The 9963-nt window shown below is 73.1% G+C and carries 11 protein-coding genes; 5 read left to right on the forward strand and 6 right to left on the reverse strand.

The genetic code is table 11. The features are described 5' to 3' along the window. Positions 1 to 6 precede the first annotated feature (6 nt). Positions 7 to 1446: a glycosyltransferase gene (locus ACYVOO_RS27575; RefSeq protein ID WP_461018415.1), complete on the reverse strand. Its 1440-nt coding sequence runs from the start codon at positions 1444 to 1446 to the stop codon at positions 7 to 9. A 174-nt stretch (positions 1447 to 1620) separates the two neighbouring features. On the opposite strand from ACYVOO_RS27575, the gene ACYVOO_RS27580 reads away from it, so the two are divergent. Beyond that, the gene (locus ACYVOO_RS27580; RefSeq protein ID WP_453348734.1) at positions 1621 to 2088 is read left to right on the forward strand and encodes an adenylyltransferase/cytidyltransferase family protein; all 468 of its coding nucleotides are present in this window, start codon (positions 1621 to 1623) and stop codon (positions 2086 to 2088) included. Here ACYVOO_RS27580 and ACYVOO_RS27585 read toward each other — a convergent pair. Further along, positions 2048 to 2740: a CDP-alcohol phosphatidyltransferase family protein gene (locus tag ACYVOO_RS27585; RefSeq protein WP_461018425.1), complete on the reverse strand. Its 693-nt coding sequence runs from the start codon at positions 2738 to 2740 to the stop codon at positions 2048 to 2050. The two genes, ACYVOO_RS27580 and ACYVOO_RS27585, sit on opposite strands and share 41 nt — an antisense overlap. A gap of 161 nt (positions 2741 to 2901) precedes the next feature. On the opposite strand from ACYVOO_RS27585, the gene ACYVOO_RS27590 reads away from it, so the two are divergent. Continuing rightward, complete coding sequence (locus ACYVOO_RS27590) at positions 2902 to 3882, forward strand: hypothetical protein (protein WP_461018416.1); 981 nt, start codon at positions 2902 to 2904, stop codon at positions 3880 to 3882. Between the two features lie 36 nt (positions 3883 to 3918). Here the strand turns inward: ACYVOO_RS27590 and ACYVOO_RS27595 are convergent, their stop codons facing one another. After that, on the reverse strand, positions 3919 to 4773 hold the full coding sequence (locus tag ACYVOO_RS27595) for a bifunctional DNA primase/polymerase (protein ID WP_461018417.1): 855 nt from the start codon (positions 4771 to 4773) through the stop codon (positions 3919 to 3921). A gap of 216 nt (positions 4774 to 4989) precedes the next feature. On the opposite strand from ACYVOO_RS27595, the gene ACYVOO_RS27600 reads away from it, so the two are divergent. Beyond that, positions 4990 to 5871, forward strand: coding sequence for a glycerophosphodiester phosphodiesterase (locus ACYVOO_RS27600; RefSeq protein WP_461018418.1), 882 nt, complete (start codon positions 4990 to 4992; stop codon positions 5869 to 5871). Between the two features lie 35 nt (positions 5872 to 5906). On the opposite strand, the gene ACYVOO_RS27605 is transcribed toward ACYVOO_RS27600, so the two are convergent. Next, the gene (locus ACYVOO_RS27605) at positions 5907 to 6545 is read right to left on the reverse strand and encodes a TetR/AcrR family transcriptional regulator (protein WP_461018419.1); all 639 of its coding nucleotides are present in this window, start codon (positions 6543 to 6545) and stop codon (positions 5907 to 5909) included. 100 nt (positions 6546 to 6645) lie between these two features. Here ACYVOO_RS27605 and ACYVOO_RS27610 point away from each other — a divergent pair, with 100 nt between their 5' ends. Both ACYVOO_RS27610 and ddaH read left to right on the forward strand, forming a co-directional pair. Beyond that, on the forward strand, positions 6646 to 6870 hold the full coding sequence (locus ACYVOO_RS27610; protein WP_461018420.1) for a DUF6243 family protein: 225 nt from the start codon (positions 6646 to 6648) through the stop codon (positions 6868 to 6870). A gap of 104 nt (positions 6871 to 6974) precedes the next feature. Continuing rightward, positions 6975 to 7820, forward strand: a complete 846-nt coding sequence (ddaH, locus tag ACYVOO_RS27615) for a dimethylargininase (RefSeq protein ID WP_461018421.1) — start codon at positions 6975 to 6977, stop codon at positions 7818 to 7820. Here the strand turns inward: ddaH and ACYVOO_RS27620 are convergent. Continuing rightward, on the reverse strand, positions 7801 to 8436 hold the full coding sequence (locus tag ACYVOO_RS27620; protein ID WP_461018422.1) for an SAM-dependent methyltransferase: 636 nt from the start codon (positions 8434 to 8436) through the stop codon (positions 7801 to 7803). The genes ddaH and ACYVOO_RS27620 overlap by 20 nt on opposite strands. A 97-nt stretch (positions 8437 to 8533) precedes the next feature. Continuing rightward, positions 8534 to 9529: a small ribosomal subunit Rsm22 family protein gene (locus ACYVOO_RS27625; RefSeq protein ID WP_461018423.1), complete on the reverse strand. Its 996-nt coding sequence runs from the start codon at positions 9527 to 9529 to the stop codon at positions 8534 to 8536. Between the last annotated feature and the right edge of the window lie 434 nt (positions 9530 to 9963).

Consider the following 9963-nt stretch of genomic DNA (forward strand, 5'->3'; position numbering starts at 1 on the left):
CCCTGCTCAGTCCTGCCTGGTGTCGCGGCGCTCCCCGGCGCCCGCACCGCCCCGCACCCCAGTATGCGTACGCCCGCCAGTATGTGCGGGCCCGTCGGCACGCGCACGGTCGTCTTCGGCACGCGTACGGCCGCCGCCTCCGCCGCCGCCTCCGGCCCCGGCTCCGGCGCGGCGGGCCGCCGTGGTCTCCAGCGCCTCGTCGACGAGCGCGGTGATACGGGCGAGGCCCGCCTCCCTGCTCAGGTGCTCCTCGACGTATCGCGGCCCCCTGGCGCCCAGTCGGTCCGCCGCCACCGGGTCACCGGCCAGCGACGAGACGGCCGCGCGCAGCGCGGCGGGGTCCTCGGGCGGCACGAGCACGGCGGCGCCCGAGCGCCGCAGCTCGCCCGCCGTGCCGCCGCCGTCGGCGACGGAGCCGACCACGGGGCGCCCGGTGGCGAAGTACGAGGTGAGCTTCGAGGGGACGCTCATGTCCTGGACGGAGGCGCGCTGGGTGACGGCGAGGACGTCGGCCGCTGCCAGCACGTCGGTGAAGTCGGCCTCGTCGGCGGGCGGCAGCAGCTCGACGTTGGGCAGTCCGGCGGCCAGCTCGGCCAGCTTCCGCCGCTGGTTGCCGTCGCCCATGAGCACGACGCGGATGCCGGGGTCCAGCCGGGCCGTCCCGATCAGCACCTCAAGGCCCTGCTTGAGGCCCATGTTCCCCGCGTGCAGGACGACGGTGGTTCCCGCGTCCCAGCCCAGCCGCGCCCTGGTCTCCTCGCGCGGCGCCGAAGGGCGGCGCACATGGCTCCAGTTGGGCACCAGCCTGATGCGCGAGCGGGGCACGCCCATGGCGGCCACCTTGTCCACGAAGCTCTCGTGGATGACGCCGACGAGGGTGGCGCGGCCCAGCACGTAGCGTTCCGCCGAGGCGGCCAGCGCCGCCGCCTTTCCGCCGCCGCTGATGCCGCTCTGCCGCGCGGCGGCACCCATCAGGTCCTGCACGACGGGCACGAAGGGCACCCGGTGACGGCGCGCCGTACGCGCCGCGAGCACGCCGCCCGCGAGGCTGGGCAACTGCGCGAGCACCACGTCGGGGCGCCCTGTGCGGGGCGGGGCGAGGGTGCCGTGCGCCAGGATCGACGCCTCGTACAGCGCCCGCCGCAGCGCCGTCTGGCGGGGCGGCACGGTGTGACGCCTGCGATGGACGCGCACCCCCGCGCGCTCCTCGACGGCACGCCACACGCCCCGGTATCCGGGGTCGGTGCGCCAGGCGGGATAGTGCGGCATCCCGGCGAGTACGTGGACCTCCCAGCCGGGGCGCGCCGCGAGGTGTTCGGCTGTCTGCGCGGCGTACGGTCCTATTCCGGCCCGCTCGGGCGCGTAGTTGGTGGAGACGAGCAACAGCCGCCTGGCCGGTTTCCCCGTATCCGCAGGTATGTGCCCCGGGACGTCCCGCTCCGGCATGTACGTCAGCCCCTCCCCCTCGTTCTCCCCCTTGTCCTCCCCTTCGGCACGATAGCCGTTACCCCCGCGTCATCCCCACAACATCCGCCCGCCGTCCGGTAGTTGTGTGGTTTTATCGGACGGTCGAGGAGGCGCTGGGGGGCGCCTCTCACCGGACACCGTGGGGGGATTCGGATGACGCAGACCGTGGGCTACGCGCCCGGGGCCTACGACCTGTTCCACGTCGGACACCTCAACCTGCTGCGGCACGCCCGCAGCCAGTGCGACTACCTGGTGGCGGGTGTGGTCTCCGACGAGATGGCCGAGCGCGCCAAGGGCAGACCACCCGTGGTGCCGCTGGTGGAGCGGCTGGCGATCGTGCGCAGCATCCGCTTCGTCGACGCCGCCTTCGTCGAGACCGTGCCGGACAAGCTGGAGACCTGGCAGCAGGTGCGCTTCGACGTGCTGTTCAAGGGCGACGACTGGCGGGGCACCCCGAAGGGCGAGAAGCTGGAGGCGGACTTCCGCACGGTGGGCGTCGAGATTGTCTATTTCCCGTACACCGTGCACACCTCCAGCACCCAACTGCGCCGCGCGCTCGACGTGCTGACCGGGCCCCCGGTCACCCCGCAGGCGGCGCGGACAACTCCCGGAACCACTTGATCAGGAAGCCCGCGAGGAACAGCGCGTGGGCGGCGAAGAAGACCGCGTAACCGGCGAGGAAGACGCGCTCGCTGCCCAGCAGGAGGAAGACGGCGCAGAAGACGCCGTAGTCCACGGGCAGCAGCGCCACGGCACGCACCCGCGAGGGCGCGGGCACGGGCGGCGAGTGAGCGGGCGCGGGCTTCGTCTTCAGCTTCTCGGTGAGCAGCCCGCCGAAGAAGATCAGCACGGCGGCCCACTGGAAGGCGAGCGGCAGCAGCAGCCAGCCGGGCCCCGGCAGGTCGAAGTGCCGGTAGAAGGAGACGAGTACGGCCGCGTGCAGCGCCGTGATCTTGGCGCAGTCCACGACGTGATCGAGCCACTCCCCCGCCGCGCTGCTCTCGCGGCGCAGCCGCGCCAGTTGCCCGTCGGCGGAGTCGAAGGCGAAGCCGAGGGCGAGCCCCGCGTACACGCCAAGGGCCAGCGGCCAGGACGGCGGGAGGAGTGCGAGCGCGGCGACGGCGGCGAAGCTCCAGGCGGCGCTGACCAGCGTGACCTGGTTCGGACTGAGCCCTGCCCGGTAGGCGGCTGCCGCGAGCACCCGGCCGGCCGGTCTGTTGACGTGGCGCGAGTAGAGCGAGACGCCCTTCGCGGTCTTCTGCGCCGTCCGCAGCTCCCGTAACGCCACGCCGAACGCCCTGCGATGTGCCACCGGCCCCCCTGCGGTCCACCCCTTGGTTGGGGCGCATGATGTCATACGGCCTCCGGCGGGGGGCCGTGCGAGGAGGGGCGGTAGTGTTCGGATCCGCGACGGGAGCGGGGAGGATGCACGGGATGATGGCGCGAAGGGCGCGACTGCTGGGCGCGGCGACGACGACCGCGGCGGTGCTGACGGTGTCCCTGTCGGGCTGCGTGACGGTGAACGGCGAGGCCGCCGTGATCCCCGCGGTCTCGAAGGGCGAGGCCCAGAAGGTCCTGAAGGAGTTCACCGCCAAGAGCAACAAGGCGAACCGGGACTACGACGCGCGGCTCAACACCACCATCGAGACGGGCGCGCTGGGCGCCATCGACCAGGCAGGGCTCATCTCCCGCAAGAAGGTCAGCCCCGAGGGTGCGAAGGACTACGAGCCGCTGAAGCTGTCCGACGCGCGCTTCCTCATCCCGAAGCAGGCGGGCTGGCCGAAGTTCTTCGTCGCCGACACCCGCAGCAACCGCTCCGAGTCGGCCCGCTGGGTCTTCGTCTTCCAGCGCGACGGCGCGGACGCCGACTGGAAGGCGTCGTACCTCTCGGCCATGGCCCCCGAGGAGTTCCCGGAGTTCGCCACCGACAAGAAGGGCCACGTCAAGGCCGTTCCGACGGGCGGCGGTTCCAGGCTGAGTGTGGAGCCCGACGAGCTGAGCAAGGCGTACACGCGGTATCTCCAGGACGGCAGCGGCGACTTCGCCGACGGCACGCACACCAGCGAGCGGCGCGCGGTACGCGAGCGCACCCAGAAGCGCGAGGGCGTCCGCACCGAGTACGCGGACCAGGAGGCGCGCCCGCCGCAGTACGCGACGTTCGGGCTGCGCACCAAGGACGGCGGCGCGATGGTCTTCTTCGCCTCGCACCACCACACGAAGGAGACCTACGCCAAGGGCCACCAGCCCCCGGTCAAGAACCCGCTGGTCAAGGCTCTGATGACGGGGACGCCCAAGCAGGCGGTGACCTACATAAGGGTCTCCGAGCAGGTGGTCACCGTCCCCCCGGCCAAGGAGGGCGGCGACATCACCTTCCTGAACCAGATCGACGGCCTCACCTCGGCCAAGGGCGAATAGCCGGGACGTCCCGCCGGCCGGGCGCCGTCGGCGCCGTCAGCGCACCGGCCAGGGCGCGGACTCCTCGTCCTCGTACTCGTACTCCGCGCAGGCGTCCGTGAGGGCTTCGAGCAGGGTCAGCGGCTCGGGCAGTCCTGGCGCGGCGGCGACCGTGGTGGCCGTGCCCGTGTCCGCGCCCGCAGTCGTCGCCGTCGTCGCCGCGTCGAAACCCGTCCCCTCAGTGGCCGTGGCCTCGGCGGGCGGGCGCACCCAGCGGACCTCGGCGTCCTCGGCCTCGCCGGGGAGCTTCGCGGGGGGAACGAGGACGTAGCTGCCCCGGCAGTGCCAGCGCAGGCCCGGGTGCTCGTCCATGGTCTCGGGGTGGCAGTCCAGCTCGCAGGGCCACCACTCGTCCTCGTCGTCCGGGGTGCGGGTGGCGGTGAAGAAGAGCATCCGGTCACCGCCCGACAGCGCGACGGGCCCGAGCGGCACCTCCTCGGCCTCCAGCCGCTTCAGCGCGGCCCAGCCCGCCTCGGCGGGGACGTCGAGCACGTCGTGGGCGCGGCCCGTCGCGGTGATGAAGTTCGCCTGCGGCTGGCTGCGGGCCCAGTTCGCGATCTGCTCGGGGTCCGTCGTGGCCTGGGTCTGCCAGGCGAAGGAGACGGGATGGCGTCCCGGCGTGGGACAGCCGATGCGGACGCAGGAGCAGCCGTACCCGGACGGGTGCGCGGCAGGAGCGAGCGGGAAGCCCGCGGCGGCTGCGGAGAGCAGAAGTTCCTCGCGCGAGCGGGCGGTCTCCTCCGCCGTGCCCCTGCCGCCGCCTCTCGCACCCGAACGGGTGGCCCCGCCCGGCCGTCTGGCCAGGTGGGAGGCTCGGCGCAGCCACTGGGCAATCCTGCTCTCGCGTTCCATCTACCGCCTCACTCGCGACCGTGAACCGTGGTTTCCGAGGGTACGCAGGGAAAGGCGCGCTCAGGACCGAATCCACGGATCACGGATGACTGCCCTCTATCCTGCGCCCTCTCCCCCGACGGCTCGTAGCCGGGGTGGCGGGATGCCGCCCCGATACACCACCCAACCGGCCGTCTTGTCCGGCATATCCGCATTCGCGGATCTAGCTTGTTGAGCATGCTCATCAAGGCGGTACTCGTCCCGCTCCTTTCCCTGGTCCTGGCCGCGCCGCTGCACTCCGCGGTCGCGGCACCGGCCACCGAACCGGCCACCGAACCGGCCGCCGCTCCCCGCGACGACGACCCGGCACGCGCCCTCGCGCCCCACGGACGTGTCACCTACACCGCGCACCGCGGCGGCTCCCTCGAAGTCCCCGAGAACAGCATGTCCGGGCTGACGGAGGCCCTGCGGCGCGGCACGGCGTCCGCGCTCGACGTCGATGTGCGCAGGCTGCGGGACGGCACGCTCGTCGCGACGCACGACGCGACGCTGAACCGCACGACGACGGCCAAGGGCCCCGTGCACAAGCTGGACCGGCACCAGTGGGGCAGGATCTGGCTGCGGCACTCGCCGCGGCTGCGCGGAAGCTGGCCGCGCGAGCACCCGCCGACGCTCGCGAAGGTGCTGGACCGCTTCGGCGGGCACACGCCGCTGGTGCTCGAACTCAAGGACCCGGCGGGCCTGGGCAGGCTCGGCTCGATGCTGCGCGGGCGGAAGCTGACGGGCTCCGTCCACGTCCAGAGCAACAGCGTCGCGCTCGCGGCGCGGGCCCGCTCCGAGGGGCTGCTGACCTCCGTCTGGCGCTCGGCACGGCAACTGCGCACGGACCGGCCCGAGCGGTGGCGGCGCACCGTGGACATCCTCAGCGTCGACCACCGCGCCCGCGCGAGGGATGTGCGCAGGGCCGTGGACTCGGGGGTCGCGCGCGTGTGGGGGCACACCGTGAACACCCCGGCGGCGCGGGACCGTATGGTCCGCCTCGGCTGCGAGACCATCGTCACGGACGCGCCAGGCCTGCTCACCAGGACGCCGCGCCGGACGGCGGCGCCGCTCGGCTGAGCGATGCGGGCGCCGGGGTCGGCGCGGGGCCGGGGTCAGCGCGGGGCGATGCCGCGCAGCACGTAGTCGACGAGGGTGTCGGCGAACTCGTACGTCAGCGGTTCCGTGCGCATGAGCCAGCGCGCCTGGAAGGGGCCGAGCAGCAGCTCCGTCGCGAACGCGGCGTCGATGTCCTCCGCCATCTGGCCCGCCTCGCGTGCCGCCTCGAAGCGCCGCACGTAGACGTCGCGGCCCGGCTCCATCAGCCGCCGCACGAACTGCTCGGACAGCGAGGGATCGGCGGCGCCCGCGGCGGCGAGGGCGCGGTAGGGGGCCTCGAAGGAGGGGGTGTTGAACTCGTCGACGGTGGCCCGCAGCACGGCCTTGAGGTCGGCGGCCAGGTCCCCGGTGTCGGGGATGCCCTGCTGGTAGGACTCCTCGTCGACGACCCCGGTGAACGCGTCGAGGAGGACGGCGGCCTTCGAGGGCCACCAGCGGTAGATCGTCTGCTTGCCGACGCCGGCGCGCGCGGCGATGGCCTCGATCGTCAGCTTGTTGTAGCCGACCTCTCCGACCAGCCGCATGCTCGCGTCGAGGATCGCCTTGCGGGAGCTTTCGCTGCGGCGCGAGGTGTCCGGGGTACGGCCGGTGCGGCCCGGGTGCGTCCTGGCGGGCTGCTCGCTCTTCTCGTCCATGAGGCCGAATCTAGCAAGCGTGGGAGACGAGACGAACCGTCTTGACGAGACGGAACGTCTCGCCTCATGATGTGCGGACCAACAAGGAGGAGGCGATCCCATGAGCAAGGGACGTGCGGGAAACATGCTGGGCGTCGGCGGCAACCGCTCCCGTCTCTCGCGCAAGGAACTGCGCGGCGGCGGACGGGACAACGCGGCGCACGGCCCCGGCGGCGGCCACCTCGACGCGGCGGCGCAGAAGCGCGCACTCCTGCGCAAGCTCAAGGAGTCCCGCGAGGAGAAGCAGTCCGGCGAAGAGGGTGCGGAGAAGGAGCCCGGGAAATAGGGGGTGAACCGCCCCCTGAACCACTCCTACGGCTCTCGGCGTAACGGCTCCTCACGGAGGACCATGGGCGCACCAGCGCGCATCGACCCCGTGAGGAGCCTTCGTTGTACGCACCCCGTCGCTTCCTGATGTGCCCACCGGAGCACTTCCGCGTCACGTACTCCATCAACCCCTGGATGGACCCCGCGAAACCGGTCGACCTCCCCCTCGCCGCCGCCCAGTGGGAGGACCTGCGCGACCGCTACCGCTCCCTCGGCCACACCGTCGAGGAGCTGGAGCCGCGCCCCGGGCTCCCCGACATGGTGTACGCGGCCAACGGCGCCACCGTCGTCGAGGGACGCGTCCTCGGCGCGCGCTTCGCGCACCGGGAACGGGAGGCGGAGGCGGAGGCGCACCGCGACTGGTACGTCGCGCACGGGTTCGCCGACGTGCGCGAACCCGAGCACATCAACGAGGGCGAGGGCGACTTCGCCGTCACCGCTTCCTGGCTGCTCGCCGGGCGCGGCTTCCGCAGCAGCCCGCTCTCGCACGGGGAGGCGCAGGAGTTCTTCGGCCGCCCCGTGATCGGCCTCGATCTGGTCGACCCGCGCTACTACCACCTCGACACGGCACTGTGCGTGCTGGACGACACCGTGGACGGCGAGGTCATGTACTACCCGCCCGCCTTCTCCACCGGGAGCCGCGCCGTGCTGGAACGGCTCTTCCCCGACGCCCTCGTCGCCACCGGGCCCGACGCCGTCGCGCTCGGCCTGAACGCGGTCAGCGACGGCCACCACGTGCTGCTCCCGCAGGCGGCCGCCGGGCTCTTCGACCCCCTGCGGGAACGGGGCTACGAGCCGGTGCCCGTCGATCTGACGGAGCTGCTGAAGGGGGGCGGCAGCGTCAAGTGCGTGACGGCGGAGCTGCGCGCGGGGCCCGGCTCCCTTGAGGTCAGCCAGGCAGGCGCCTGACCTTGACGGTGTTGTCCGTGCAGGTGGCGGGCCTGCCCTCGGGGTTGTTCTGCACGCGCTCGTGCTCCGCGCAGACCAGCACCTCCCACTCCCCCTCCGGCAGCGCCAGCGACTCGACGACCTCGTCCGGCGTGGGCAGGTGCACATCGGGGTGGGGCCCGGGGTGCCACTCGGGGAACCCCGAGTGGCCCACCACGAGCAGCACCCCGCCGGGCGCGACGGCCGCCGCCGCGTCCCGCAGGATGCGCTCGCGCGGCATGTCGCCCTCGGAGTGCAGGAAGGAAGCCGAGACGAGGTCGTAGGTGCCGCTGGGGAAGGTCTCGCCGAGGTCGTGGCGCTGCCACTCGACGCGGTCGGCGACCCCGGCCCGCGCCGCGTGCTCCTCGGCGCGGGCCAGGGCGACGCCGGAGATGTCGGTCGCGGTGACCCGCCAGCCCTGCCGGGCCAGCCACACCGCGTCCCCGCCCTCCCCGCACCCCAACTCCAGGGCGCGGCCAGGTGCGAGCCCGCTCACCTCGCGGACGAGGGCCTCGTTGGGCTCCCCGCTCCAGATCTGGCCGTTCTCGCGGTACCGGGCGTCCCAGAACTCCCGGTCCGACGTCTCTGCTGCGGTCATCGCGGCCTCCCTCTCGGTGTTGCCGCGATACTCGCTCGCACGATGCCGCACCGACAAAGCTTGTTGCCGTCTCGGCAACACCCCTCGTCCCCGGGTGTCAGTCCTCGCCGGGCGGCCAGGCGTCGCCCCACTTCGCGTCGCGGGCCGCCTTGTAGAGCGCGCCATGCCGCTTGGTGACGGTGTCACGGCGCAGGGCGACCTCGGGGACGCAGAGGTCCAGCAGGACCTGGCCCTTGCGGATCTGGGGCCTGCGCACGACGCGGGACGGTGCGGGGCCGAGGGTGGCGGTGAGCGCCGGGGAGACGGCGGCGACGTAGCTGTACTTCTCGTCCTCGTACGGGAGCGAGCCGCCCTTCACCTGCCGGTGCAGAGAGGAGCGGCTGACGCGGGCAGCGAAGTGGCACCAGTCCTCGCCGGGGACGATGGGGCAGCGGTCGCTGTGCGGGCAGGGGGCTAGGACGCGCAGGCCAGCGGCGACGAGCTGGTCGCGTGCTTCCCGTACCCGCAGATAGCCCTCCGGCGTCCCGGGCTCCACGACGACGACGGCGCCGGCGGCGCGGGCCGCCGCCTCGACCGCGGCGCGGCGGTCGGGTTCGGTCAGCTCGCCGAGCACGTAGGAGACGGTGACGAGGTCGGCCTCGGGAAGCTCCAGCCCCGCCGTGATCTTCCGTTGCCGCCACTCGGCCGTGCGCAGGGTCTCCTCGCGGGAGGTGCCCGCCAGCTCGCGGCCGAGGGCGAGGGCCGGTTCGGCCCAGTCCAGCACGGTGGTCGGGCGGCCGGTACCGCCCCACACGTCGGCGGCCGCCCACGTCGCGGCGCCGGTGCCGCCCCCGACGTCCACGTGGGCCGCGGGGATCCACTCGCCCGCGCGCTCGGCGAACGCGCCGAGTGCGGCGCGGACGGCGCCGAAGGTGGCGGGCATGCGGTAGGCGGCGTAGGCGACCGCGTCGGCGCGGTCGCGCAGTACGGGGGTTTCTGTGGGGGTGCGGCCCCGGTAACTGGCGATCAGCCGGTCCACCGCGGATGACGCCTGCCTCGGCGGCAGACCGTCGAGGAGCGCACCGAGCGAGGCGCGCAGTTCTTCATCGATCACCGCAACAGTGTAGTGACGGCCCCTTCGCGGGGCTGCGGAAGGAAACGCAGGGTTGCCCCTTCACCGGTCCGCGCCCCTTCACGGGGTGCGACGTTGACCGCCTCACGGGGTGCTCCTCTCCTCAGAGGGTGCGCCTGCTGTGGGTGCCCCTTTGGGGGTTCGTTCGCGTGTTGCGGGCCGGTGGCACGGGTTGTGCCCACCCGTCCCGCCAGCGGGACGATTGCCCACAACTTTTGGCGTGCCGTCGCCAGTGGGAGCGCTGGGCTGGGCGCCGTGTTCGGCCGCCTGGCCGGTGGCTTCGGCGCGGCGTGTGGTTGCGGTGCGTCGCGGCTGGCGCCGCGTGGTTCTTGGTTTGTGCCGGTGGTTGTGGGGTTGCTGTGTGGTGGGGGTCGGTGCCGCGCCGGGGTGTCTCCTCGGGCGGCGACAAGTGCGGG

This window comes from Streptomyces daliensis, from assembly GCF_054782395.1.

Coding starts and splice junctions, on each gene's coding strand:
- ACYVOO_RS27575 (WP_461018415.1), bottom strand. CDS start 1,446: ATGCCGGAGCGGGACGTCCCGGGGCACATACCTGCGGATACGGGGAAA.
- ACYVOO_RS27580 (WP_453348734.1), top strand. CDS start 1,621: ATGACGCAGACCGTGGGCTACGCGCCCGGGGCCTACGACCTGTTCCAC.
- ACYVOO_RS27590 (WP_461018416.1), top strand. CDS start 2,902: ATGATGGCGCGAAGGGCGCGACTGCTGGGCGCGGCGACGACGACCGCG.
- ACYVOO_RS27595 (WP_461018417.1), bottom strand. CDS start 4,773: ATGGAACGCGAGAGCAGGATTGCCCAGTGGCTGCGCCGAGCCTCCCAC.
- ACYVOO_RS27600 (WP_461018418.1), top strand. CDS start 4,990: ATGCTCATCAAGGCGGTACTCGTCCCGCTCCTTTCCCTGGTCCTGGCC.
- ACYVOO_RS27605 (WP_461018419.1), bottom strand. CDS start 6,545: ATGGACGAGAAGAGCGAGCAGCCCGCCAGGACGCACCCGGGCCGCACC.
- ACYVOO_RS27610 (WP_461018420.1), top strand. CDS start 6,646: ATGAGCAAGGGACGTGCGGGAAACATGCTGGGCGTCGGCGGCAACCGC.
- ACYVOO_RS27620 (WP_461018422.1), bottom strand. CDS start 8,436: ATGACCGCAGCAGAGACGTCGGACCGGGAGTTCTGGGACGCCCGGTAC.